Below are 24,629 nucleotides of genomic sequence, written 5' to 3'. Positions count from 1 at the left end.
GGCGACGTCGTTTACTTTAGCCCACTGGTGGCCGGAGACGAAATCCGGTTTTGCCGCGGTGGCGCATCGCGTCGGGGCGGACGTGGTCGAGGGCTATGAGGAGGATGGCCAGGGCGTAGAAGGAGAGGCCCAGGAGGAGGGCGTTGGCGAGGGCGCCCTTGTAGCCGTGGTGGTCCACGTCGAGGAACGGGTAGAGGTAGCGGCCCGGGGTGCCGGGGAGGATCAGTTCGCCGCGGGCCAGGGAGAAGGCCAGGTAGGCCAGGGGGTAGAGGAGCCAGGCGCTGGCCTGACGCAGGCGCAGACGGCCGGGAGCGGTCAGGAGCAGCCAGTCCAGGAGGGCCGCGGCGGGAGTGACCGTGTACAGGATGTGGCCGGCCAGCGCCTGCCAGAGCCTGTGGGCGTCGGGCGTGCTCGTCAGGGAGAACGGGGTCGCCGTGCCGGTCAGGAGCAGGTGGTGGACCAGGGCCGTGATGGTGACGTAGAGGAGGGTGGCGCCGGTCAGGCCGGAGGGGAGGGGGCGCCGGGCGGTCGCGGCCCTGCGGGCCGAGAGGATCAGGACCAGGGCCAGCAGGATGTTGCTCTGGATCGCGAAGTGGCTCAGGACCCGGACCGGGCTGCCGATGAGCAGGTCGATCGTCACGCCCGCGGCCGCCGTCGCGGCGATCAGCAGGCGGTAGGCGGCGGCCAGGGGGCGGCGCACGGGGTTCACCACCGCCGTGGCGGGGACGTAGGAGGTCAGCGGCGGGGCCATGCCCGGGACCGCGGGGAGGTCCGGGATGTCCCTGGGTATCGGGGCGGTCATGCCCTCACGCTAGGTAAGACCGGCATATGGGGCGATGTGGGTGTGGCATGTGGGTTACGGCCCCCGACTGATGGATGCCCCGACCCATGGATGCCCCGACCCATGGATGTCTCTGGCCAGTCAGCCGGCCACCCGCGGATTCCCCAGCCGCCCCCCACCCACGGCTGCTGCCGTGCCTGCCGACGCGCGCGCCTACTCCCGGCCCACCAGCGTCAGCAGCGTCGCCTCCGGCGGGCACGCGAACCGTACCGGCGTGTAGCGGTTGGTGCCGCAGCCCGCCGAGACGTGCAGGTAGGCCGTACGGCCCTCCGCCGTGTGCGTGGACAGGCCCTTCACCCGGTCCGTGTCCAGGTCGCAGTTGGTGACGAGTGCGCCGTAGAAGGGGATGCACAGCTGGCCGCCGTGGGTGTGACCGGCCAGGATCAGGGGGTAGCTGTCCGCCGTGTAGGAGTCGAGCACCCGCAGGTACGGGGCGTGCACCACGCCCATCGAGAAGTCGGCGGAGGCCGACGGGCCGCCGGCCACCTGCGGGTAGCGGTCCCGCTTGATGTGCGGGTCGTCCAGTCCCGTCAGCTCGATCGTGACGCCCTCGACCTTCAGGGTGCCGCGCGTGTTCGTCAGGTTGAGCCAGCCCGCCCCGTCGAATCCGTCGCGCAGGTCCTCCCACGGGTTGTGGATCGCCCCTACGGCGGGCGCGTTGCCGTTCAGGCCGTGGCGGCCGCTGGTCTTCTCCAGCAGGTAGCGGGCGGGGTTGCGCAGCTTGGGGCCGTAGTAGTCGTTGGAGCCGAAGACATACGCGCCCGGGAACTCCATCAGCGGACCCAGTGCGTCCAGGACCTCCGGGACGCCCTCCGGGTCGGAGAGGTTGTCGCCCGTGTTGATCACGAAGTCCGGGCGCAGACCCGCCAGCGAGCGCAGCCAGCGCTGCTTCTTGCGCTGCCCGCCCACCATGTGGATGTCGGAGACCTGGAGCACGCGCAGCGGGCGCATACCGGTGGGGAGGACGGGGACGGTCACCCGTCGGAGGCGGAAGGAGCGGGCCTCGAAGCCCGCAGAGTAGACGAGTCCGGCGGTCGCGACCGCCGTGATGCCCAGGGGTACTCCGTATCGCGCGCGCATACGACTATCGTGTCAGACCGCGTCGCCACGCCGTACCCGGCCGCCGTTCACGGACGCCCCTTTAAATCAGCGGGCGTTCCGGCTTGCACACCTGCGACAATCGGACCCATGACCACGCTCAAGTCGAAGTTGCAGGAAGACCTCAACGCCGCGATCAGGGAGCGCGATGAGCTCCGCTCCTCGACTCTCCGGCTGACGCTCACCGCGATCACCAAGGAGGAGGTCGCGGGCAAGGAGAAGCGCGAGCTCTCCGACGACGAGGTGCTGAAGGTGATCACCAAGGAGGCGAAGAAGCGCCGCGAGGCCGCGGACGCCTTCGAGCAGGGTGGTCGCGCCGAGTCCGCCGAGCGGGAGAAGGCGGAGGGCGAGCTGCTCGCCACGTACCTGCCCAAGCAGCTGTCCGACGAGGAGCTGAACCAGATCGTCGCCCAGGCCGTCCAGGAGGCCAAGGCCGCGGGCGCCGAGGGGCCGCGGGCCATGGGCGCCGTCATGAAGATCGTGAACCCGAAGGTGGCCGGCCTGGCCGAGGGCGGCCGAGTCGCCGCCGTGGTCAAGAAGCTCCTGGCCGGCTGAGCAAACCGACTCCGGCTGAGCGAACCGACTCCGGCCGTCGCAGAGACGAACGGCCCCTTCCTTCCCGTACGACGGAAAGGAAGGGGCCGCTGCTGTTGTTCTGGGGTCTCAGCCCCGCCCCCCGGTCCCGTTCCCGTTGCTCCCGCCGTTGCTCTGTCCCTGGATGAACCCGTCCGGGAGCGAGATCGTGGGTGTGGGGACGGTGCCGCCGTCCGTGCCGCCGTTCGTCAGGCCGGCGATGAGACCGCCGATGGTGTTGCCGTTGTCGTTCCCGTCGCCCTTGTCCTTGTCGGCGTCCGGGATGTCGACGAGGTTGAAGGTCTCGGCGGTCTTGCCCGCGAGGGCGCCGGTCATGGCGTCCTTCCAGATCGGGCCCGGGACCTCGCCGCCGTAGACGAGCGGGCGGTAGACGCCGCCGATCGTGATGTTCTTCATCTTGACCTTCTGGGAGGCGCTGCCGACCCAGACGGCGCCCGACAGGTTCGGCGTGTAGCCGACGAACCAGGCGTTCTTGCGCTCGTCCGTCGTACCCGTCTTACCGGCGCTCTCGCGGTCGGTGAGGCCGGCCTGCTGGCCCGTACCGGAGTCGACCACGCCACGCAGCAGCGTGTTCACCGTGTCGGCCGTCTTCTCGCTCATCGCGCGCGAGCACGTCGACTTCGGCACCTCGAGCGACTTCTGCTCGTTGCCGACCTTCTGGGTGATCGACTCGATGGCGACCGGCGTGCAGTACATGCCCCGGGAGGCGAAGGCGGCGTACGCGCTCGCCATCGTCAGCGGGGACAGGCCCACCGCGCCGAGGGCGATGGAGGGGCTCTCGGGGAGCTTGGTGCCGTTGCCCTGCGTCACGTGCAGCGCGTCGGTCATCTTCACCACGGGGCAGAGGCCGATGTCGGAGATCATCTGGACGAAGTAGGTGTTGACCGACTTCTCCATCGCCTCCTTCAGCTGGTACGGGCCGGACTCCGACTCGCTCTCGTTCTCGACCTTCTCGCCGGTCCGGTTGGTCCACGGATTGCTGCTGCACGTCTGGACCGGGCTCGGGTAGGCCATGTCGTACGGCGACGAGTACTCCTGCGTCACGGGCTTGCCGCCCTCCAGCGCGGCCGCGGCCACGAACGGCTTGAACGTCGAACCGGTCGGGAAGCCGTAGTTCGAGCCGCCCATCGAGGCGTTGACCGAGAAGTTGTACTCGGTCTCGTTCTTGCCGTAGCCGTACGGCTTCGACTGGCCCATCGCGACGATCTTGCCGGTGCCGGGCTCCACCAGGGTGGACGCCGCGGCGACCTTGTCCGACTTGTTGACGTGCTCCTTGAGCGAGGCCTGGACCGAGTCCTGGGCCTGCGGCTGGAGCGTGGTGCGGATGGTCAGACCGCCCTGGTTCCAGAGCTTCGCCCGTGCTTCCTGGGTCTTGCCGAAGACCGGGTCGTTGAGGAAGACGTTCTCGACGTACTTGCAGAAGAAGCTGGCGCCACGCACGGCTGTGATGCAGCCGTTCTTGGGCTGACTGACCTTCAGATCCAGCGGCGCTTCCTTGGCCTTGTCGGCCTCGGCCTGGGAGATGTCACCGACCTCGGCCATGCGCTGGAGCACGACGTTGCGACGCTTGGTGGACTCCGCCTCGTCGTTCACCGGGTCGTAGCGGCTCGGGGACTGCACGATGCCCGCGAGCATCGCCGACTCCGGGAGGGTCAGGTCCTTGGCGTGCTTGGAGAAGTAGCGCTGGGCGGCGGCCTCGATGCCGTAGGCCTGCTCACCGAAGAACGTGATGTTCAGGTAGTTCTCGAGGATCTTCTTCTTGCCGAGCTCCTCCTCCACCTGGATCGCGTACTTCAGCTCCTTGATCTTGCGGCCGAGGGTCTGCTGGGTGGCCTGCGCGACCTTCGTCGGGTCGTCGCCGGCCTCCTCGACGAAGACGTTCTTCACGTACTGCTGCGTGAGCGTGGAGGCGCCCTGGGAGACGCCGCTGCTCTGCACGTTCTTGTTCAGGGCGCGCAGGACGCCCTTCAGGTCGACGGCGCCGTGCTGGTAGAAGCGCGAGTCCTCGATCGCGACGATCGCCTTCTGCATGTACGGCGAGATGCTCTTGAGCTCGACCACCGTGCGGTCGCGGGAGTAGACCGTGGCGATCTGGCCGCCGTCGGCGTCGAGGATCGTGGTGCGCTGGCTCAGCGGCGGCGTCTTCAGATTGGCGGGGAGCTCGTCGAAGCTCTCCACCGATCCCTTGGCGGCCAGGCCCAGCACACCGAAGGCGGGCACTGCGATACCGGCCAGGACGGCTCCCGCGAGCACACTGACACCGAGGAACTTGGCGGCCTGCTGCGTTGCCGACAGGCCACCGCCCGAGCGCTTCTTTGGCATGAGGGCAGCCTACGTTCTCATTCGCCGGACACGCGTATATGCCTTGGCCTAAGCTGCTCTCAACTGTCACAGCAGTAGGGCTACGTATCAATACGTCCGGCGACCCCGAATCGTTCCGGAGGTTCCCCAACTTTTTGGTGGGGGCGTGTCCGAATCCGCCTTCTGTGTCACCTGGCGCCCGTTGTGACTCGACGGAACTGTCCTGGTTTGCCGGGAAAATCACGGATGTCGCCAGCTCACTCCCCCGGGTGATCTGCCGCTTACCCATAGTCCGTTCGGGCCATTCAAGATTGGGCCCGAAGGGGGTGTTGCGCTGTCCCCACCTTCCGTAACGTCCTCAACTGGCGGCGGTGAATATGCCGCTGCCGCCGTGGGGGAGCCTCGATTCGGGAGAGGACGGCGCCGGTATGGGCTGGGTAACCGACTGGAGTGCGCAGGCCGCCTGCCGCACTACCGATCCGGATGAACTGTTCGTTCAGGGAGCAGCACAGAACAGGGCCAAGGCAGTGTGCACCGGATGCCCGGTACGCACCGAGTGCCTGGCCGACGCGCTCGACAACCGCGTCGAGTTCGGCGTGTGGGGAGGCATGACGGAGCGGGAGCGCCGCGCACTGCTGCGCAGGCGACCCACCGTCACCTCTTGGCGCCGGCTTCTTGAGACGGCTCGTACGGAGTACGAGCGCGGTACGGGCATCGTGCCGCTCGACGACGACGCGGTGTACGAGAACTACGCGGCGGTGAGCTGAGGGGACCCCTCAGCTCAGCTGTCGGCAGCCTCGGGCAGCTCCGGCCGGTTGGCCGCGAGCCGGTTCCCGATGTCCCGCAGCCCCGCGAGGTCGTGCACGTCGCCGGGCAACGCGCCCACTTCGGCCACCGCCACCTCGGGGTGGAGCGCGGTGAAGCGGTCACGCGTGCGCTGCTCGCGGGACAGCAGTTGCATACGTTCGGCGTGCAGGCGCAGCAGGCCTGCGGTGAGCTGCTCGATGCTTTGACCGGCGCCGGTGGACTGGTCGGTGCCCGGGGAGCCGGGCTGGGATGCGGAAGGCTCTGAACTGCCGTACGTGTCGGGAGAGTTACGAAGACCAGCTTTCCCGCCGTCCTGATCCACAATGCGGGGCTCTTCAAGATTTTCCGCGGCGGGTTCGTCGGGACCGGCGGGATTGGCGGGTTCGTCGGGATCGGCGGGTTCGGCGGCGAGGTCGAGGTTCTCCGCAGCGGCGAGTGCCCGCTCGGCCGACAGCCGGGCGGCTCCGCTGCCGTGGACCCGGTTGAGCACCAGACCGGCGAGCGGCATGTCCTCGGCGGCCAGCCGTTCCACGAAGTACGCGGCCTCGCGCAGCGCGTCCCGCTCCGGGGCCGCGACCACCAGGAACGCCGTCCCCGGCGCCTGCAGCAGCTTGTACGTCGCGTCCGCGCGCGTGCGGAAACCGCCGAAGGTCGTGTCCATCGCGGCCACGAACGTCTGGACGTCCTTGAGGAGCTGACCGCCCAGCAGCTTGCCGAGCGTGCCGGTCATCATCGACATCCCGACGTTCAGGAACGCCATCCCCGCGCGTCCGCCCAGCTTCGCCGGCGCCGTCAGCAGCCGGATCAGCCGCCCGTCCAGGAAGGACCCGAGCCGCTTGGGCGCGTCGAGGAAGTCGAGCGCCGAGCGGGACGGCGGCGTGTCGACGACGATCAGGTCCCACTCGTCCCGGGCCCGCAGCTGCCCGAGCTTCTCCATCGCCATGTATTCCTGCGTGCCCGCGAAGCCCGCCGAGAGCGACTGGTAGAAGGGGTTGTTCAGGATCGTGGCGGCCCGCTCCCGGTCCGCGTGCGCCTCGACGATCTCGTCGAAGGTGCGTTTCATGTCGAGCATCATGGCGTGCAGCTCGCCGTCCCCGTCGACTCCCTTGACCCGCCGCGGGGTGTTGTCCAGCGAGTCGATGCCCATTGACTGGGCGAGTCGGCGGGCCGGGTCGATGGTGAGGACGACGACCTTGCGGCCCCGCTCGGCCGCACGCAGGCCCAGCGCCGCCGCGGTGGTGGTCTTCCCGACCCCGCCCGAGCCGCAGCAGACGACGATCCGGGTCCCGGGATCGTCGAGCAGCGGATCGACGTCGAGCACGCGCGCGGGGGAGAGACGACGCGCGGTGTCCTGCGCAGGCGCCGGGTCCGGACTCATGACATCCCCTGCTTCCGCAACTCGGTGGCCAGTTCGTACAGTCCCGCCAGGTCCATGCCCTCGACGAGCAGCGGCAGTTCGTGCAGCGGCAGGCCGAGCTCGCCCAGGACGGCGCGCTGCTCGTGCTCCAGCGCGTACCGCTCGGCGTACTCCTCGGCCTGCGCCAGCAGCGGATCCACCAACCGCTCGGCGTTCCCGCCGCGCCGCGCCCCGCCGAGCCCGGCGCCGGACAGCGACCGCGCCAGGGCGGTGCGCGGCACGGTCCGTACGAGTTCCAGGTCGGCCGCGTCCAACGCCTCGGGCCGCACCATGTTGACCATGATCCGCCCCACCGGCAGCCCGGCGGCGCGGAGTTCCGCGATGCCGTCGGCGGTCTCCTGGACGGGCATCTCCTCCAGCAGCGTCACCAGGTGCACGGCCGTCTCCGCCGACTTCAGCACCCGCATCACGGCCTGCGCCTGATTGTGTATCGGCCCGATCTTCGCCAGACCCGCGACCTCGTCGTTGACGTTGAGGAACCGCGTGATGCGTCCCGTCGGGGGCGCGTCCATGACGACGTAGTCGTACATGAACCGCCCGCTCTTGTCCTTCCGGCGGACCGCCTCGCACGCCTTCCCGGTCAGGAGTACGTCCCTGAGGCCGGGCGCGACGGTGGTGGCGAAGTCGATCGCGCCGAGCTTCTTCAAGGCGCGCCCCGCGCTCCCCAGCTTGTAGAACATCTGGAGGTAGTCCAGAAGGGCCAGTTCGGGGTCGATGGCCAGGGCGAACACCTCCCCGCCCCCCGGAGCGACGGCGATCTTCCGCTCCTCATAAGGCAGCGCTTCCGTTTCGAAGAGCTGCGCGATGCCCTGCCGGCCCTCGACCTCGACGAGAAGCGTCCGCTTCCCCTCGGTCGCGAGGGCCAGCGCGAGGGCTGCGGCGACCGTCGTCTTTCCGGTCCCGCCCTTGCCGCTGACGACCTGGAGCCTGCTCACGTCTTCGAGCGTAACCAGTCCGCGCCCGAGCCAACCGGCAGGCTGTGGACAAGAGGGGCGAGACTCGGCCACATGGCTTGTGGAAAACGGAGCGAGAGTCGGGCATTCGGCTTGTGCGCGACGGGCACGACAGCCGGGCATTCGGCCTGCGCGTGACGGGGTGGCCATTCGGGCACTCGACCTGTGCGCGACGGGCGTGACAGTCGGCACTCGACCTGTGTGTGACGACGGTCGTGGTCGCCACCTGTCCCGCGGACCACAGCGGATACAGTCGGCCACATGACCAAGTGGGAATACGCAACCGTGCCGCTGCTCGTCCATGCCACGAAGCAGATTCTGGACACCTGGGGCGAGGACGGCTGGGAGCTCGTCCAGGTCGTGCCCGGGCCGAACAACCCCGAGCAGCTCGTGGCCTACCTGAAGCGGGAGCGGCAGGCGTGAGCGCGGTCGAGGCGAGGCTCGTCGAGCTGGGCCTGACCCTGCCGGAGGTCGTGCCGCCGCTCGCCGCGTACCAGCCGGCCGTACGGTCGGGCGTGTACGTGTACACCGCCGGCCAGCTCCCGATGGTGGAGGGCAAGCTTCCGGTCACCGGCAAGGTGGGCGCGGAGGTCACCCCGGAGGAGGCCAAGGGCTTGGCCCGCACCTGCGCGCTGAACGCGTTGGCCGCCGTGAAGTCCGTCACCGGCGACCTGGACCGCATCGCGCGCGTGGTGAAGGTCGTGGGCTTCGTGGCCTCGGCGTCCGACTTCACCGGCCAGCCGGGTGTCGTCAACGGCGCCAGCGAGCTGCTGGCCGAGGTGCTCGGCGACAAGGGCGTGCACGCGCGCAGCGCGGTCGGCGTGGCGGTGCTGCCGCTGGACGCGCCGGTGGAGGTCGAGATCCAGGTGGAGCTGACACAGGCGTAACCGCGCCCAAGGGCTCCTCAGGGCTCTCCGTGGCGGCCCGTGATCGTGCCTCTCGAACATCCGCGCGCTACGGGATAGCCTCCGCCCATGGCGAATGGGCAGTGGTTTCCCGCGGACTGGCCGGAACGCATCCGTGCGCTCACGGAGGGCACGCTCACACCGGTGACCCCCAGGCGCGCGGCCACCGTCATGCTCCTGAAGGACACCGACGGCGGCTCCGCCGTGCACATGCTGCGCAGACGCGCCTCCATGGCCTTCGCCGGAGGCGCGTACGCGTACCCGGGCGGCGGCGTCGACGCCCGCGACGACGACCACCTCGTCCGCTGGGCGGGCCCCACGCGCGCGTGGTGGGCCGACCGGCTCGGCGTCGACGAGAAGGCCGCCCAGGCGATCGTCTGCGCGGCCGTACGGGAGACGTACGAGGAAGCCGGCGTCCTGCTCGCCGGGCCGACCCCCGACACGGTGGTCGGCGACACCACGGACGCGGACTGGGAGAGCGACCGCGCGGCCCTCGTCGCCCGCGACCTGTCCTTCGCGGAGTTCCTCGACCGCCGCGGCCTGGTCCTGCGCTCCGACCTCCTCGGCGCCTGGACCCGCTGGATCACCCCGGAGTTCGAGTCCCGGCGCTACGACACCTGGTTCTTCGTGGCCGCCCTCCCCGAAGGCCAGCGCACGCGCAACGCCTCCACGGAGGCCGACCGCACGGTGTGGATCCGGCCGCAGGACGCGGCGGCCTCGTACGACAAGGGTGAGCTGCTGATGATGCCGCCCACCGTGGCGACCCTGCGCCAGCTGCTCCCGTACCCCACCGCAGCCGCGGCCCTGGCCGCCGCACCCGGCCGCGACCTGACCCCCGTACTGGCCCGCGCGCGCCTGGAGAACGGCGACATCGTGCTCTCCTGGCCCGGCCACGACGAGTTCACCAAGCACATCCCGACCGGTGGAGCCCCCGAATGACGGACGCAGCAGCCCTTCCCGGACAGCCGCGGGGCGGGGTCCTCTCCGGTCCCGCCACGGCGCGGGCCGTCAACGTCCTGGCGCCCAACGCCTCCGCGATGACCCTGGACGGCACGAACACCTGGATCCTCGGCGAACCCGACTCCGAGCTGGCCGTCGTGGTCGATCCGGGCCCGCTGGACGACGGCCACCTGCGCACCGTCGTCGACATGGCCGAGAAGGCCGGCAAGCGCGTCGCGCTGACCCTGCTGACGCACGGCCACCCCGACCACGCCGAGGGCGCCGCCCGCTTCGCCGAGCTGACGGGGACGAAGGTGCGGGCCCTGGACCCGGCGCTGCGGCTGGGCGACGAGGGGCTGGCGGCCGGAGACGTGGTCGAGGTCGGCGGGCTGGAGCTGAGGATCGTACCGACCCCCGGCCACACCGCGGACTCCCTCTGCTTCCACCTCCCGGCCGACCAGGCCGTCCTGACCGGCGACACGATCCTGGGCCGCGGTACGACGGTCGTGGCGCACCCGGACGGCCGCCTGGGCGACTACCTGGACTCCCTGCGGCGGCTCAGGTCGCTCACGGTCGACGACGGCGTCCACACGGTGCTGCCGGGCCATGGGCCCGTCCTGGAGGACGCCCAGGGCGCCGTCGAGTTCTACCTCGCCCACCGCGCCCACCGGCTCGCCCAGGTCGAGACAGCCGTCGAGAACGGCTACCTGGCCCCGGCCGAGGTCGTAGCCCATGTGTACGCGGACGTCGACCGTTCCCTGTGGCCGGCGGCGGAGCTGTCGGTGCGGGCGCAGCTGGAGTACCTGGAGGAGCACGGGCTCATCTAGCCGATCCGGTCGCCGGTCGCCGGGCGCCAGTCACGTCAGTCGGGCCTGGGGGCCTTGATGCCGTGCACGCGCGCGTACTCCTCGGCGAGCCACGGGCCGAGGTCGTCGACGTACGACCGCAGCACGTCCGCGTCCCCGGTCGGCTCGTACCCGAGCACGGCCGCGGCCCGCAGCTGCTCGGCGCGCTCGGGGTAGTGGCCGCCGAACGCTTCGGCCATCTCGTGCAGGTCGCTCGTCCAGCCGTTCCAGCGGGGCATGACGAGGGTGAAACCGGTGCGGACCAGGTGGCGGGACATGAAGCGGACGAGGGGCCGCCGGGCCGCCTCGGTGTCCTCGGCGTCGGCGATCCGCTCCCGCCAGCGGGGCAGGAGGAGGGCCAGGTCTCCGTTCGTCTCACGGGCGAGCAGTGAGTCGGGACGGTAGCGCGGCAGGTGCTCGGCGAGGTCCTCACCGATGAGTGGCGTGCACAGACACGCGACGAACCAGCCGAGGTCGTACCGCTCCAGCTCGCTCAGCGCCCGCTCCCGGCCGACCAGGAGCGTGCCGCCCCCGTCGATCTGCCAGAACTCCTTGTCGAGCGCCTCGTCGAGCGCCCGCGCGTCCGTCCGGTCCACCTCGGTCGGTTCCTCGCGCAGGATGAGGAGCAGATCCAGATCACTGCGCCCCACGCGCGCGGTGCCGCGTGGAATCGACCCGTAGAGGTACGCGCTGTGCAGCCGCGCCCCGAACACGTCCAGCAGCCGGTCCCGTGCCGCGGCGACGACGGGTCTGTAGTCGGGCGGCACGCGCGCGAGGGAGCCTTCGCGGGCGATGTATCCCTGGGCGTCCAGCCCTGGGCGGCGAACGGTTTCGGTCATGCGCTCACTGTGCCCCGGCGGGACGGGGCGGCGCGGCTCATTTTCAGCGCTGCCCGCGGTCCGCTGCCCGCGGTCCACGGGCAGCCACGGCCGGCCGTCGAGGTCGGTGGCAGACCGCCGTCGAGGTCAGCGCGATCGCTTCGCCAGCCGCTCCACGTCGAGCAGGATCACGGCGCGTGCCTCCAGGCGGAGCCACCCGCGCTGGGCGAAGTCGGCCAGTGCCTTGTTGACCGTCTCGCGCGAGGCGCCGACGAGCTGCGCCAGCTCCTCCTGCGTCAGGTCGTGGACGACGTGGATGCCCTCCTCGGACTGCACGCCGAAGCGGCGGGAGAGGTCCAGCAGGGCTCGGGCCACGCGGCCAGGGACGTCCGAGAAGACCAGGTCGGACATGGCGTCGTTGGTCTTGCGCAGTCGGCGGGCGACGGCGCGCAGGAGCGCGGTGGCCACCTCGGGGCGTGCGTTCAGCCAGGGCTGGAGGTCGCCGTGGCCGAGGCCGAGCATCTTGACCTCGGTCAGCGCGGTGGCCGTCGCCGTGCGCGGGCCCGGGTCGAAGAGCGACAGTTCGCCGATGAGCTCGCTGGGACCCACCACCGCCAGCATGTTCTCGCGGCCGTCGGGGGATGTGCGATGCAGCTTGACCTTGCCCTCGGTGACCACGTAGAGCCGGTCACCCGGGTCGCCCTCGTGGAAGAGGGAGTCGCCGCGTGCCAGGGTCACCTCACTCATGGAGGCGCGAAGCTCGGCGGCCTGCTCGTCGTCGAGTGCCGCGAAGAGCGGGTTGCGCCGCAGAACGTCGTCCACGAGTTCTCTCCTTGTCGACCTGCTCAGGGGATCTTGCTCCCCGGTGTACCAGGGGACCGTGCTCCCCATTTTGCCGGACGGTCCAAACAGTGTGATCTGTCACAAGGATGCCGTACACGTGTCCCGAGGTAAGCGGCAGGGGGCCAATTGGGGGCCGATCTTCAAGGTCCGGGGCGGATGTCGGTGGTGGGCTTTAGGCTGGCCGGGTCTCCAAATCGCCGTGAGAGCACAGGCCAAGGGGGCTGGACGGGTGGCTGTACGTCGGGATTCGGCTGTGGGCGAACAGGAGTCCGGCGGCAGCAAGAAAGCGATAAAGACGGCAAAGGTGGCGAAGGTGGTAAAGCCAGTAAAGGCGTCAAAGGGGACAGTGGCGTCAAGGGTGACAGAGGGGGCTTCGGCGAAGAAAGCCGCCGTCAAGCCTCCGAAGGCAGAGAGCCGCACCGCCCTCGTCCGCCGCGCCCGCCGTATCAACCGCGAGCTCGCCGAGGCCTACCCCTATGCCCACCCCGAGCTGGACTTCGAGAACCCGTTCGAGCTTCTGGTCGCCACGGTCCTGTCCGCCCAGACCACGGACCTCAGGGTCAACCAGACCACGCCCGCTCTCTTCGCCAAGTACCCGACCCCCGAGGATCTGGCCGCCGCCAATCCCGAGGAGGTCGAGGAGATCCTGCGTCCCACGGGCTTCTTCCGGGCCAAGACCAAGTCGGTGATAGGTCTCTCCAAGGCCCTGGCCGAGCAGTTCGGAGGCGAGGTCCCGGGCCGGCTGGAGGACCTCGTCAAGCTGCCCGGCGTCGGCCGCAAGACCGCCTTCGTCGTACTCGGCAACGCCTTCGGGCGGCCCGGCATCACCGTGGACACACACTTCCAGCGGCTGGTGAAGCGCTGGCAGTGGACCGACGAGACCGACCCGGACAAGATCGAGGCGGCCGTCGGAGCGCTCTTCCCCAAGAGCGAGTGGACGATGCTCTCGCACCACGTGATCTTCCACGGCCGCCGCATCTGCCACGCCCGCAAGCCCGCCTGCGGCGCCTGCCCCATCGCCCCGCTCTGCCCGGCGTACGGCGAGGGCGAGACAGACCCGGAGAAGGCGAAGAAGCTGCTCAAGTACGAGAAGGGCGGCTTCCCGGGCCAGCGCCTGAAGCCCCCGCAGGCCTACCTGGACGCGGGAGGCAAGCCGGCACCGCCGCTGGGGGCCGGATGACGGGAAGCCGGCGGATCAACGGAGCCGATCGAACCGACCGGGCCGACCGGGCCGACCGGGCCGATCGAACCGACCAGACGACGAGGAGCCGACCGCTCGCCCGGACCGTCGGGTCCGCGGGGATCGTCGGGTCCTTCCGGAGCGCCGGGATCGTCGGGTCCTTCCGGAGCGCCGCGACCGTCGGGTCCGCCCGGACCGTCGGGTCCTCCCGAAGCGCCGGGTCCTTCCGGAGCGCCGGACCCGTCCGCCCCGTCCGGAACGATCTCGGTCCCGTAAGGCGTTGGAGTAGCAGGCAGGACGACGGGGGTGGCGATGACGTGGGCGCGTGAGACTCAGGGTGGGCCGGTGGTGCTCAGCAAGAGCGGTCTGCCCGCGTGGCTCGACCCGGTGGTGCACGCCGTCGAGACGGTCGAGCCGCTCCAGCTGAGCCGCTTCCTGCCACCGGAGAACGGCGCGGGGCGGCAGTCCGCCGTCCTTGTCCTCTTCGGCGAGGGGGAGCGCGGTCCCGAGCTGCTGCTCATGGAGCGCGCCAGCTCGCTGCGTTCCCACGCCGGCCAGCCCTCCTTCCCGGGTGGTGCCCTGGATCCGGAGGACGGTGACCCGAAGGCCGACGGGCCGCTGCGCGCCGCCCTGCGCGAGGCCGAGGAGGAGACCGGCCTCGATCCGGGCGGCGTCCAGCTCTTCGGTGTGCTGCCCAAGCTGTACATCCCGGTCAGCGGATTCGTCGTCACACCGGTGCTGGGCTGGTGGAGAGAGCCGAGCCCGGTCGGCGTCGTCGACCCGAACGAGACCGCCCGGGTCTTCACCGTCCCCGTGGCGGATCTCACGGACCCCGGCAACCGCGCCACCACCGTTCACCCCAGTGGTCACCGGGGTCCCGCATTCCTGGTCGAATCGGCCCTGGTGTGGGGTTTCACGGCCGGAGTGATCGACCGCCTGCTGCACTACGCGGGCTGGGAGCGCCCCTGGGACCGCGAGAAGACGGTGCCACTCGACTGGCGGTCATGACAGGGTGTCGTCCGTGCTGTGTCCATCGGGGGGACAACCCCCGGACCCCCAGCCGTCTGGAGTGACCGGAAAGTGTTGAGGCGAGGCCTGAAGCGGTGAACGTGCTGGACATCCTGCTGCTGGTCGCAGCCGTGTGGTTCGCGATCGTCGGCTATCGCCAGGGGTTCGTCGTCGGCATCCTGTCGGTGATCGGCTTCCTGGGCGGCGGTCTCGTCGCCGTCTACGTGTTGCCCGTCATCTGGGACTGGCTGACCGACAACTCGGAGGTCAGCACCACGGCCGCCGTCGTCGCGGTGGTCGTCGTCATCGTCTGCGCCTCCGTGGGGCAGGCCCTGACCACCCACCTCGGCAACAAGCTGCGCCGGTACATCACCTGGTCCCCGGCCCGCGCGCTGGACGCGACCGGCGGCGCCCTCGTCAACGTCGTCGCCATGCTGCTGGTCGCCTGGCTGATCGGCTCGGCGCTGGCCGGCACCACCCTGCCCACGCTCGGCAAGGAGGTCCGCAGCTCCAAGGTGCTCCTCGGCGTGTCCCAAGCGCTGCCCACCCAGGCCGACACCTGGTTCGCCGACTTCTCCTCGGTCCTCGCGCAGAACGGCTTCCCGCAGGTCTTCAGCCCGTTCTCGAACGAGCCGATCACCGACGTCCAGCCCCCGGACCCGGCCCTCGCGAACAGTGCGGTCGCCACCCGCGCCCAGCGCTCCATCGTCAAGGTCACCGGCACCGCCGAGGGCTGCGGCAAGGTCCTGGAGGGCACCGGTTTCGTCTTCGGGGACCGTCGCGTGATGACCAACGCGCACGTCGTGGGGGGCGTCGACGAGCCCACCATCCAGATCGGCGGCGAGGGCAGGCGGTACGACGCCACGGTCGTCCTCTACGACTGGCAGCGCGACATCGCCGTACTCGACGTACCGGACCTCGACGCACCCGTCCTGCGGTTCTCGTCCGAGGACGCGGCGAGCGGCGACAGCGCGATCGTCGCGGGCTTCCCGGAGAACGGGTCGTACGACGTGCGCGCCGCGCGCGTGCGCGGGCGCATCTCGGCCAACGGCCCGGACATCTACCACCGCGGCACCGTGCGCCGCGACGTCTACTCGCTCTACGCCACCGTCCGCCAGGGCAACTCCGGCGGCCCGCTGCTCACGCCCGACGGCAAGGTGTACGGCGTGGTGTTCGCGAAGTCGCTCGACGACGCCGACACCGGGTACGCGCTCACCGCCGACGAGATCCAGCAGGACATCGCCGAGGGGCGGAGTGCGAACCAGCAGGTGAGCAGCGACAGCTGCGCGCTCTAGGCCGGGCGAGGCCCGCGCGGACTCAGCCGCGCGGGTGACGCAGACGTACCGAGACCCAGCGGGCCCGGCGGCGCAGGATGCGCGGGATTCCCACCCTGGGGTCCGCCTCCGCGAGCTGCGGGGCGCCCCTCTGGTGGGAGCTCAGACCACCGGCCGAGCGGCGGTTGCGTGCTGCGTCACTGTAGTCGTGCGTCCAGCCCATACCCCGACGTCTGCCCCTGCCCCAAGGTCGATAACCGCCTCCGAGGCCTCCAATTGGCCTATGCGCCGGGCAATTGGCTGTTCGTAGGACAGTTGTTCAAGTTCGGATACCGGGCGCATTGGAGCGGTCACCGATCGGGTTCGGGATCCTTCAGCCAGTTGACCAGTTCGGTCGAGAAAGCGACCGGATCCTCCTCGTGCGGGAAGTGCCCGAGCCCGTCGAACAGCCGCCAGCGGTACGGCGCTTCGACATACTCCCCGGAGCCGGCCGCGCTGCGCGTGCGCATCACCGGGTCGAGCGAGCCGTGCAGGTGGAGGGTCGGTACGCGTACCGGCCGCTTCATGCGGCGGTTGAACTGGATGCCGTCCGGCCGGGCCAGGGAGCGCACCATCCAGCGGTACGGCTCGATGGAGCAGTGCGCCGTAGAGGGGATGCAGATGGCGCGGCGGTACGTCGCCACCGCCTCGTCGTCCGGCAGGCGCGGCCCGGACCAGTCGCGGATCAGCCGGCCGACCAGCGCGCCGTCGTCGGCGGTGAGCTGCCGCTCCGGGATCCAGGGCCGCTGGAACCCCCAGATGTAGGAACTCGCCGCCGTCTGCTTGACGTCGGAGATCATCGCCGAGCGCCAGCGCCGGGGGTGCGGCATCGAGGAGACCGCGAGGCGCCGTACGAGCTTCGGGCGCATCACCGCCGCCGTCCACGCCAGATAGCCGCCCAGGCCGTGGCCGACCAGCGCGGCGTCCGGCTCGCCGAGCGAGCGGATCACGCCGGTGATGTCGAGAGCGAGGTTGGCGGGGTCGTAGCCGCGCGGGGTGCGGTCGCTGCCACCCACGCCGCGCAGGTCCATGGCGACGGCCCGGAAGCCCGCGTCGGCCAGCGCGACCAGCTGGTGCCGCCAGGCCCACCAGAACTGCGGGAAGCCGTGCACCAGCATCACCAGGGGGCCGTCGCCCAGCTCCGCGATGTGGAAGCGGGCGCCGTTGGCGGCGACATCCCGGTGCGTCACCTCGTGCCCGCCGGGGATGTCCGACCGTACGACCGAGGTGGGCTGCGCCGAAGGTGTGGCAGGGTCCGTCATGAGGACGAGCGTGCCACAGCCTCGATGGCCGCGGGCGCCCGGTCCTCCAGGGCGGGGGTCGCCGGGCGCGGATGCGGCTTGGCCTTCTGCAGGACGCCCGCCGTCTCCTTCATCGAGGCCGCGACCTTCTGCGGGCCCTTGCTCTTCTTCGCCTTCTTCGCGAAGACGACGCCGATCAGCGCGAGGACGCCGGCGACCAGCACGTTCGCCGCGAAGGACAGCAGGAAGCAGACCGCGAGGTTCCAGCCGCTCCAGGTGCGGATGCCGTACGCGAGGGCGAAGTTCAGCATCGGCAGGGAGAACAGCAGGACCATGGCGGCCACCGAGAACGCGCCGCCGCTCGTCGCGCCCCTCTTGACGTCCTGCTTGAGCTGCGCCTTCGCCAGCGCGATCTCGTCGTGCACCAGCGCCGACATTTCGGTCGTCGCTGAGGCGAACAGCTGGCCGATGCTGCGTTCGGCGCCGACCGGGCTGCCGTCGGGTGCGCTCATCGCGGTCTCCCTGTTGTTGCGTGCGGTTCCGTCGCCCGTACGACGTCGGTGGCGTCGGTGCGACGTCTGTGCGTCGCCCTGCAACGTCTGTCCGGCGTCTGTCCGGCTGCGTACGGTCCCGCTCTTTTGTACCGTCCCGTCAGATCATGCCGGACCGTCGTCCTCCTCGCCTGCCCCGCCCGGTACTTCGGCAAGCCCGTGCCGCGCCACGGCCTTCTCCTGGGCGATCCGGCGGTGCTCGGCGGCCTTGCGCTCGTGGATCTCGGCCATCCGCAGGTGGTACTCCGGCTCGTCCTCCTCGTAGATGTCCGGGATGCCGTCGAGGTCGTCGTCGCGCTCCTCGTTCTCGCACAGCCTGCGGTACCTGGCGTTGCGCAGCTTCAGCAGCACGGTCGCCAGCGTCGCCGCGATGAGCGAGCCGGTGAGGACGGCGGCCTTGACCTCGTCCGTCAGGACGGCGTCGCCATCGAAGGCGAGCTCACCGATGAGCAGCGAGACGGTGAAGCCGATGCCGGCGAGCGTGGCGACGGCGAACACGTCGGGCCAGGCCAGGTCGTCGCTGAGGGACGCCCGGGTGAAGCGGGCCGTGAGCCAGGTGCCGCCGAAGATGCCGAGCGCCTTGCCGACGACGAGGCCCAGCACGACCCCCAGGGTCTCCGGCTTGGTGAAGACGTCCCCGAGCGCGCTCCCGGAGACCACGACACCAGCGCTGAACAGCGCGAACAGCGGAACAGCCAGCCCCGCCGACAGGGGCCGTACGAGGTGTTCGACGTGCTCGCCGGGGGAGTGCGCCTCGCCCTCCCCGGTGGTGCAGCGCAGCATCAGGCCCATGGCGACGCCGGCGATGGTGGCGTGCACGCCGCTGTTGTACATCAGCGCCCAGATCACGAGGGCGAGCGGGACGTACACGTACCAGCCGCGTACGCCCTTGCGCAGCAGCAGCCAGAAGACGGCGAGGCCGACGACGGCACCGCCGAGTGCGGCGAAATCGATCCGCTCGGTGAAGAAGACCGCGATGATCAGGATCGCGAACAGGTCGTCGACGACGGCGAGGGTGAGCAGGAAGGCGCGCAGGGCGCTGGGCAGCGACGTACCGATGACCGCGAGTACCGCCAGCGCGAACGCGATGTCGGTCGCGGTGGGGACCGCCCAGCCGTCCAGGGAGCCCCCGCCGGTGAGGTTCGTGAGGGTGTAGACGAGGGCGGGTACCGCCATGCCGCACAGCGCGGCGGCCACGGGCAGGGCGGCGGCCTTGGGGTCGCGCAGGTCACCGGCGACAAGCTCGCGCTTGAGCTCGATGCCGGCGACGAAGAAGAAGACCGCGAGGAGTCCGTCGGCGGCCCAGTGCGCCACGGACAGGTGCAGGCCGAGGGCCTCGGGGCCGAAGTGGAAGTGGCTGACGCTCTCGTAACTGTCGTGCAGCGCCGGTATGTTCGCCCAGACCAGCGCGGTGATCGCGGCGACGAGCAGCAGCACGCCGCCGACCGTCTCGGTGCGCAGCGCGTCCGCGACGAAGGTCCGCTCGGGCAACGACAGACGTCCGAGGACCCTGCGGTTGCTGGTGCTGGGCGCGGCCACGGTGAGGACCTCCGGGTCGGTACGGCTTGCTGACGGCCGTCACGCGGGGTCGCCGACGGCGTTGCCGACCAGACTTCCCGGCACACCCTGAGGTCGCCAGTTTACCTGACCATTACACAGGTAAATGCCGCTGTTCGCGCAAAAGGGGCGAAAGAGAATGAAAAGGGGCGCCCGGTGTGCTCCCGGGCGCCCCCGGGGCCGTACTCAGTCCTCGCTCGGCGCCGCCGGAAGCTTCGTCTGGATCAGGTCCATGACCGTGGAGTCCGTGAGCGTGGTGACATCGCCGAGCTGGCGGTTCTCCGCGACGTCCCGCAGCAGCCGTCGCATGATCTTGCCGGAGCGCGTCTTCGGCAGCTCCGCCACCGGCAGGATGCGCTTCGGCTTGGCGATCGGGCCGAGGGTGGCGCCGACGTGGTTGCGCAGATCGGCGACCAGGCTCTCGTCCTCGGCGTTCGCCGTGCCGCGCAGGATGACGAAGGCGACGATCGCCTGCCCGGTCGTCTCGTCCGCCGCGCCGACGACGGCCGCCTCGGCGACCGCCGGGTGCGAGACGAGCGCCGACTCGACCTCGGTCGTCGAGATGTTGTGCCCGGACACCAGCATCACGTCGTCGACGCGCCCGAGGAGCCAGATGTCGCCGTCGTCGTCCTTCTTCGCGCCGTCGCCGGCGAAGTACTTGCCCTCGAAACGCGACCAGTACGTGTCGAGGAACCGCTGGTCGTCACCCCAGATCGTGCGCAGCATCGACGGCCACGGCTCGGTGAGGACGAGGTATCCACCGCCGCCGTTCGGTACTTCCTTGGCCTCGTCGTCGACGACGGTCGCCGAGATGCCCGGCAGCGGGCGCTGCGCGGACCCCGGCTTGGCCTCGGTCACGCCCGGCAGCGGCGAGATCATCATCGCGCCGGTCTCGGTCTGCCACCAGGTGTCGACGATGGGCGTCTTGTCGGCACCGATGTGCTTGCGGTACCAGATCCAGGCCTCGGGGTTGATGGGCTCACCCACCGACCCCAGCACCCGCAGGCTGCTGAGATCGAACTTCGCGGGGATGTCGTCGCCCCACTTCATGAACGTACGGATCGCGGTCGGCGCCGTGTACAGGATCGTCACCCCGTACTTCTGCACGATCTCCCAGAAGCGGCCCTGGTGCGGCGTGTCGGGCGTGCCCTCGTACATGACCTGGGTCGCGCCGTTCGCGAGCGGCCCGTAGACGATGTACGAGTGCCCGGTGACCCAGCCGACGTCGGCCGTGCACCAGTACACGTCGGTCTCCGGCTTGAGGTCGAAGACGGCGTGGTGCGTGTACGCGGTCTGCGTGAGGTAGCCGCCGGAGGTGTGCAGGATGCCCTTCGGCTTACCGGTCGTACCGGACGTGTAGAGGATGAACAGCGGCTGCTCGGCCTCGAACGCCTCCGGGGTGTGCTCGGCGGACTGACGCTCGACGATCTCGTGCCACCACACGTCCCGCTCGTCGTTCCAGGCGACGTCCTGGCCGGTACGGCGGACCACGAGCACGTGCTCGACGTTGTCCACGCGCGCGATGGCGTCGTCCACGGCCGGCTTCAGCGCGGACGGCTTGCCACGCCGCCAGCCGCCGTCGGAGGTGATGACGACCTTGGCGTCGGCGTCCTGGATGCGGGTGGCGAGGGCGTCCGCCGAGAAGCCGCCGAAGACGACCGAGTGCGCGGCGCCGATGCGGGCGCAGGCCAGCATCGCGATCGCCGTCTCGGGGATCATCGGCATGTAGACGGCGACCCGGTCGCCCGTTTGAACGCCGAGCTCCAGCAGCGCGTTGGCGGCTTTCGACACCTCGTCCTTGAGCTCGGCATAGGTGATGGCACGGCTGTCGCCGGGCTCCCCTTCGAAGTGGATGGCGACGCGGTCGCCGTTCCCCGCCTCGACATGCCGGTCCACGCAGTTGTACGCGACGTTGAGCTCGCCGTCCTTGAACCACTTGGCGAACGGCGGGTTCGACCAGTCCAGCGTCTCGGTCGGCTCCTTGGCCCAGGTAAGTCGACGGGCCTGCTCGGCCCAGAAGCCGAGCCTGTCAGCCTTGGCCTGTTCATACGCCTCCGCGGTGACATTGGCGTTCGCCGCCAGGTCGGCGGGTGGCGCGAACCTGCGCTCTTCTTTGAGCAGGTTGGCCAGGCTTTCGTTGCTCACGACATCTCCCTTTCGAAGGGTGTCCGTTGTGTCCCAGGCCACAGCTCATCAGACGGGGGGTCCGATGACAAGGGCCGTCCCCAAAATTGGTTTAGACCTGTGCGAGGCCGAGTGGCAGGGGTCACCCGGCGTGTCGCCGACCTCACAGCCGGAGTCCCCGGAGTCCCAGGCGTGAGAGGGGTGCGGCCCCATGCTGGCCGGGGCCGCGCAGCTGTAGGGGATCCGGGCCTGGAGTTCGGGATTTTTGGTCTTGGTCTTGGGGGCAGGGGTCCGGGGTCCGGACCCCTGCCCCCTGACCCCTGCCCCTGGGGTCCGGGTTTCGGGGTTCGGGATCCGGCTTTGGGATCAGCGGGCCGGGTTCACGCGGACGCGTCCGCCGTCCCCCACGTGGTCGAACACCGCGCCGGCCTCCGTGAGCAGATATGCCTGCGCCTCGCCCACATGGAAGTACATCCCGTGCAGCTCCAGCGGCGCCCCCTCCCGCAGGGCCCGGGCCACCGACTCGTGTGCGCGTAGGTGCTCGAGCTGCTGGACGACGTTGGTCAGGCAGAGCTGCTCGACCGCGTCGGCGGGCCGGCGCCCGGACAGCCGGGCCCAGGGCAGGGTGTCGTCGGCCATGCGCTCCAGGCTCGGCAAACCGTGTCGCAGCCAGCGCTTCAGCGACGTCCGGGCGCCGTCAGGCTCGGAGTTGAGCAGCGCCTGCATGGCCCCGCACCCGGAGTGCCCGCACACCGTGATGGAGCGCACCTTCAGCACGTCCACCGCGTACTCGATCGCGGCCCCCACCGAGTCGTCCCCGCTCTCCTCGCCGGGCAGCGGCACGAGGTTGCCCACGTTGCGCACCACGAAGAGGTCGCCCGGACCACTGGAGGTGATCATCGAGGTGACGAGGCGGGAGTCGGCACAGGTGAGGAAGAGCTGGGCCGGGCGCTGACCTTCGCGGGCCAGTCGAGCCAACTCACCCCGCACCAGGGGCGCGGTGTTGCGTTGGAACGCACTGATGCCACGCACCAGTTGGTGCTCACTGGGCTCGGACACGGCGGGGTCTGCCAGGTCTCCGTCGGGAACTCCGCTGGGACCTCCGTCCGGGCTTCCGTCGGGACCTCCGTCGGGACCTCCGTCGGGAACTCCGCTGGGAACTCCGTCCGGGCGTCCGCCGAGCGCTCCGCTCGGACCTCCACCGGGTGCTCCGTCGGGAACTCTGTCCGGGCGTCCGCCGAGTGCTCCGTCCGGGCCTCCGCCGAGTGCTCCGCCCGGGTGTCCGTCGGGTGGCGGGGCGGGCTGCGGGCGCTCGCACTGGTGGTTGCGCCAGTGCGTCCAGGGCCGGCAGCGGCAGCCGGCGGAGCCCTCAGGCCCGTCGGTCCCAGGTTCGGCGTGGCGGCCTGCCGAACCGGAGGGCTCGGCGATCCGGACCCCGGCGCGGCGGCCGGTCAGCTCGGCGGAGCCGCCCCGCGCGGTGTGCGTCTTCTGCCAGTCCTGCAGGGACTCGTATGCCGCGTGGTCCATGAACGAACCGTCCAACTCCACGACGGCATGGGCGCCTTGGGGTACGAGATGCAGGGCCCGGCTGAGCCGCGGCACCGCGAGGAACGTCAGCTGTCCTCGTACGTGTACGTGATGGACTCCTTCCCTTTCGGCGCGGGTGATGCGGGTGCGGGTGAGGCGGTGCAGGGCGACGGCGACGGCCACGGCGATGCCCAGCGCCACGCCCTCCAGGACGCCGAAGATCACCACGCCGAGTGTGGTGACGGCGTACACCAGCACTTCTCGGTGGCGGGTCACCGTGCGGATGTGGTGCAGGGACACCATCTGGATGCCGACGGCCATCACCAGGGCGGCGAGCGAGGCGAGCGGGATGAACTCCAGGGTCGGAACCATGAACAGCGCGGCGACTACTACGAGAACGCCGTGCAGCATCGTGGAGTTCCGGCTCACCGCACCGGCTTGCACATTCGCCGAACTGCGCACGGCCACGCCCGCGACGGGCAGTCCGCCGAGCGCGCCGGAGACGACGTTGGCGGCGCCCTGGCCGAGCAGTTCGCGGTCCAGGTCGGAGCGGCCGACGCGGGCGCTCAGCCCGGGAGTCCCGGCCACCAGCTTGTCCACGGCGACCGCGCCGAGCAGCGACTGCACGCTGCACACCAGCGTGGTGGTGAGCACGGCGGTGACCAGACCGAGCACCGGTCCCTCGGGCAGACCGGCCAGAGCATGGCTGTGCCAGGACGGCAGGTCGACCCGGGGCAGGGCCAAACCGGCGAGCGCCGCGGTCGCGGTGGCCCCGGCGACGGCGACGAGCGCCGCCGGGATCCTGCGCAGCAGTCGGCCGGCCCGGCCCGGGACCCGCGGCCAGAGCAGCAGCAGGGTGAGGGTCAGCGCGCTCATGGACACGGCGGCGGGATGCAGGCCGGCCAACTGGGCGGGCAGCGCGCGGAGGTTGGCGAGGACGGAGCTCTGCGGACTGCCACCGAGGACGATGTGCAGCTGCGCGACGGCGATGGTGATGCCGATGCCGGCGAGCATCCCGTGCACGACGGCGGGGCTGACGGCGAGCGCGGTGCGTGCCACGCGCAGGCAGCCCAGGCCCAGTTGGGCGAGTCCGGCGAGGACGGTGATGGCGCAGGTCGTACGCCATCCGTAGCGGTGGATGAGGTCGGCGGTGACGACCGTGAGTCCGGCGGCCGGGCCGCTGACCTGGAGCGGGCAGCCGCCTAGCCGGCCGACGACGAGGCCGCCCACGGCGGCGGCGACGAGGCCGGCCTGGAGCGGTGCGCCAGTGGCGAGGGCGATGCCGAGCGACAGGGGCAGAGCGATCAGGAAGACCGCGATCGAGGCGGACAGGTCGGCACCCGAGCCAGGGAAGCGGTGGGGTGGGACCGGTCGGGGGCTGTGGGGTTGGCGGTGGCGCTCCGTCCGGGTCGCGTCGGCGGCGGGGGGCGCCATCGCCAGGGCGAGGCCGATGGCTTGGGGGTGGATGGGGACGCTGGCTGACATGTTTCCCGTCTCCTCCGGGGCAGCGCGGTCGCGGAACGGATGGTCCCCGTCGATGGCGGGGATCTGGTCGCGGCCGTGGGTCACGGCGTGCAGCGGCGGGATGAATCAACGTTCGGTAAATAGACAGTAATGCAGAGTAAAGGGTTTGCGTGGACTTTACGGGCAAACGGGGTAATAAGTCACCCCGATGAGTGATGTGAGCATTTCATCGGCTTGTCGTACTAATTCCTTCTCGGCCCCGTGCGACCTTGGCGGCGCTGTCGGCTCGCCCCGGCACATCCC

The 24,629-nt window shown here is 70.4% G+C and carries 22 protein-coding genes; 9 read left to right on the top strand and 13 right to left on the bottom strand.

The genetic code is table 11. The annotated features are described in order from the left end of the window. Nucleotides 1-16 precede the first annotated feature (16 nt). Both ABT114_RS04755 and ABT114_RS04750 read right to left on the bottom strand, forming a co-directional pair. Entirely contained in the window at nucleotides 17-802 is a 786-nt protein-coding gene (locus ABT114_RS04755; RefSeq protein WP_351138605.1) for a Pr6Pr family membrane protein, read from the bottom strand. A gap of 192 nt (nucleotides 803-994) precedes the next feature. After that, entirely contained in the window at nucleotides 995-1,921 is a 927-nt protein-coding gene (locus ABT114_RS04750; RefSeq protein ID WP_351138603.1) for a metallophosphoesterase, read from the bottom strand. A gap of 108 nt (nucleotides 1,922-2,029) precedes the next feature. Between ABT114_RS04750 and ABT114_RS04745 the strand changes: the two genes are divergently transcribed. Continuing rightward, entirely contained in the window at nucleotides 2,030-2,494 is a 465-nt protein-coding gene (locus ABT114_RS04745; RefSeq protein WP_351138601.1) for a GatB/YqeY domain-containing protein, read from the top strand. 108 nt (nucleotides 2,495-2,602) lie between these two features. On the opposite strand, the gene ABT114_RS04740 is transcribed toward ABT114_RS04745, so the two are convergent. Beyond that, entirely contained in the window at nucleotides 2,603-4,855 is a 2,253-nt protein-coding gene (locus ABT114_RS04740; RefSeq protein WP_351138599.1) for a transglycosylase domain-containing protein, read from the bottom strand. Between the two features lie 407 nt (nucleotides 4,856-5,262). Between ABT114_RS04740 and wblA the strand changes: the two genes are divergently transcribed. Further along, a complete protein-coding gene (wblA, locus tag ABT114_RS04735; RefSeq protein WP_351138597.1) occupies nucleotides 5,263-5,601 on the top strand; it encodes a transcriptional regulator WblA in 339 nt (112 codons plus the stop codon). Nucleotides 5,602-5,615: 14 nt separating this feature from the next. Here the strand turns inward: wblA and bagB are convergent, their stop codons facing one another. Further along, entirely contained in the window at nucleotides 5,616-7,019 is a 1,404-nt protein-coding gene (gene bagB, locus ABT114_RS04730) for an ATPase BagB (protein ID WP_351138595.1), read from the bottom strand. After that, nucleotides 7,016-7,993 (bottom strand): ATPase BagA, encoded by a 978-nt coding sequence (gene bagA / locus ABT114_RS04725; RefSeq protein ID WP_351138592.1) that lies wholly within the window; start codon nucleotides 7,991-7,993, stop codon nucleotides 7,016-7,018. The genes bagB and bagA overlap by 4 nt, the downstream gene beginning before the upstream one ends. 279 nt (nucleotides 7,994-8,272) lie before the next feature. Between bagA and sp36 the strand changes: the two genes are divergently transcribed. From sp36 to ABT114_RS04705, 4 genes are all read left to right on the top strand, one after another. Next, nucleotides 8,273-8,434: a Sp36 family protein gene (gene sp36, locus ABT114_RS04720; protein ID WP_010986011.1), complete on the top strand. Its 162-nt coding sequence runs from the start codon at nucleotides 8,273-8,275 to the stop codon at nucleotides 8,432-8,434. After that, nucleotides 8,431-8,898 carry a RidA family protein gene (locus tag ABT114_RS04715; protein WP_351138589.1) on the top strand — a complete coding sequence of 156 codons (468 nt, stop codon included), beginning with the start codon at nucleotides 8,431-8,433 and terminating at the stop codon, nucleotides 8,896-8,898. The genes sp36 and ABT114_RS04715 overlap by 4 nt, the downstream gene beginning before the upstream one ends. An 87-nt stretch (nucleotides 8,899-8,985) precedes the next feature. Continuing rightward, on the top strand, nucleotides 8,986-9,855 hold the full coding sequence (locus tag ABT114_RS04710; RefSeq protein ID WP_351138587.1) for an NUDIX hydrolase: 870 nt from the start codon (nucleotides 8,986-8,988) through the stop codon (nucleotides 9,853-9,855). After that, nucleotides 9,852-10,682, top strand: a complete 831-nt coding sequence (locus ABT114_RS04705; RefSeq protein WP_351138585.1) for an MBL fold metallo-hydrolase — start codon at nucleotides 9,852-9,854, stop codon at nucleotides 10,680-10,682. The genes ABT114_RS04710 and ABT114_RS04705 overlap by 4 nt, the downstream gene beginning before the upstream one ends. Nucleotides 10,683-10,717: 35 nt before the next feature. Here the strand turns inward: ABT114_RS04705 and ABT114_RS04700 are convergent, their stop codons facing one another. Beyond that, nucleotides 10,718-11,539, bottom strand: a complete 822-nt coding sequence (locus ABT114_RS04700; protein ID WP_351138583.1) for a nucleotidyltransferase domain-containing protein — start codon at nucleotides 11,537-11,539, stop codon at nucleotides 10,718-10,720. A 126-nt stretch (nucleotides 11,540-11,665) separates the two neighbouring features. Continuing rightward, nucleotides 11,666-12,340 (bottom strand): Crp/Fnr family transcriptional regulator, encoded by a 675-nt coding sequence (locus ABT114_RS04695; RefSeq protein ID WP_351138581.1) that lies wholly within the window; start codon nucleotides 12,338-12,340, stop codon nucleotides 11,666-11,668. A 367-nt stretch (nucleotides 12,341-12,707) separates the two neighbouring features. On the opposite strand from ABT114_RS04695, the gene nth reads away from it, so the two are divergent. The 3 genes from nth to ABT114_RS04680 all read left to right on the top strand — a co-directional run bounded on the left by nth (nucleotide 12,708) and on the right by ABT114_RS04680 (nucleotide 15,844). Beyond that, complete coding sequence (gene nth / locus ABT114_RS04690; RefSeq protein ID WP_502987405.1) at nucleotides 12,708-13,541, top strand: endonuclease III; 834 nt, start codon at nucleotides 12,708-12,710, stop codon at nucleotides 13,539-13,541. A 312-nt stretch (nucleotides 13,542-13,853) separates the two neighbouring features. After that, nucleotides 13,854-14,549 carry an NUDIX hydrolase gene (locus tag ABT114_RS04685; RefSeq protein WP_351138577.1) on the top strand — a complete coding sequence of 232 codons (696 nt, stop codon included), beginning with the start codon at nucleotides 13,854-13,856 and terminating at the stop codon, nucleotides 14,547-14,549. A gap of 95 nt (nucleotides 14,550-14,644) precedes the next feature. Continuing rightward, the gene (locus ABT114_RS04680; protein WP_351138575.1) at nucleotides 14,645-15,844 is read left to right on the top strand and encodes a MarP family serine protease; all 1,200 of its coding nucleotides are present in this window, start codon (nucleotides 14,645-14,647) and stop codon (nucleotides 15,842-15,844) included. 22 nt (nucleotides 15,845-15,866) lie between these two features. On the opposite strand, the gene ABT114_RS04675 is transcribed toward ABT114_RS04680, so the two are convergent. The 6 genes from ABT114_RS04675 to ABT114_RS04650 all read right to left on the bottom strand — a co-directional run bounded on the left by ABT114_RS04675 (nucleotide 15,867) and on the right by ABT114_RS04650 (nucleotide 24,347). Next, nucleotides 15,867-16,046: a hypothetical protein gene (locus tag ABT114_RS04675; RefSeq protein WP_351138573.1), complete on the bottom strand. Its 180-nt coding sequence runs from the start codon at nucleotides 16,044-16,046 to the stop codon at nucleotides 15,867-15,869. A 127-nt stretch (nucleotides 16,047-16,173) separates the two neighbouring features. Further along, nucleotides 16,174-17,124: an alpha/beta fold hydrolase gene (locus ABT114_RS04670; RefSeq protein ID WP_351138571.1), complete on the bottom strand. Its 951-nt coding sequence runs from the start codon at nucleotides 17,122-17,124 to the stop codon at nucleotides 16,174-16,176. Continuing rightward, nucleotides 17,121-17,615 (bottom strand): phage holin family protein, encoded by a 495-nt coding sequence (locus tag ABT114_RS04665; protein ID WP_351138569.1) that lies wholly within the window; start codon nucleotides 17,613-17,615, stop codon nucleotides 17,121-17,123. Before ABT114_RS04665 ends, ABT114_RS04670 begins: the two co-directional genes overlap by 4 nt. 144 nt (nucleotides 17,616-17,759) lie before the next feature. Further along, entirely contained in the window at nucleotides 17,760-19,193 is a 1,434-nt protein-coding gene (gene nhaA / locus ABT114_RS04660; protein ID WP_351138567.1) for a Na+/H+ antiporter NhaA, read from the bottom strand. 204 nt (nucleotides 19,194-19,397) lie between these two features. Then, nucleotides 19,398-21,356: an acetate--CoA ligase gene (acs, locus tag ABT114_RS04655; RefSeq protein ID WP_351138565.1), complete on the bottom strand. Its 1,959-nt coding sequence runs from the start codon at nucleotides 21,354-21,356 to the stop codon at nucleotides 19,398-19,400. Between the two features lie 345 nt (nucleotides 21,357-21,701). Continuing rightward, complete coding sequence (locus ABT114_RS04650; protein WP_502987395.1) at nucleotides 21,702-24,347, bottom strand: SulP family inorganic anion transporter; 2,646 nt, start codon at nucleotides 24,345-24,347, stop codon at nucleotides 21,702-21,704. Between the last annotated feature and the right edge of the window lie 282 nt (nucleotides 24,348-24,629).

Source organism: Streptomyces sp. NPDC002088 (genome assembly GCF_040296605.1).
Lineage (GTDB): Bacteria > Actinomycetota > Actinomycetes > Streptomycetales > Streptomycetaceae > Streptomyces.
Note: the sequence above shows the minus strand (reverse complement) of the source record. Positions and strands in the feature narration are given on the sequence as shown.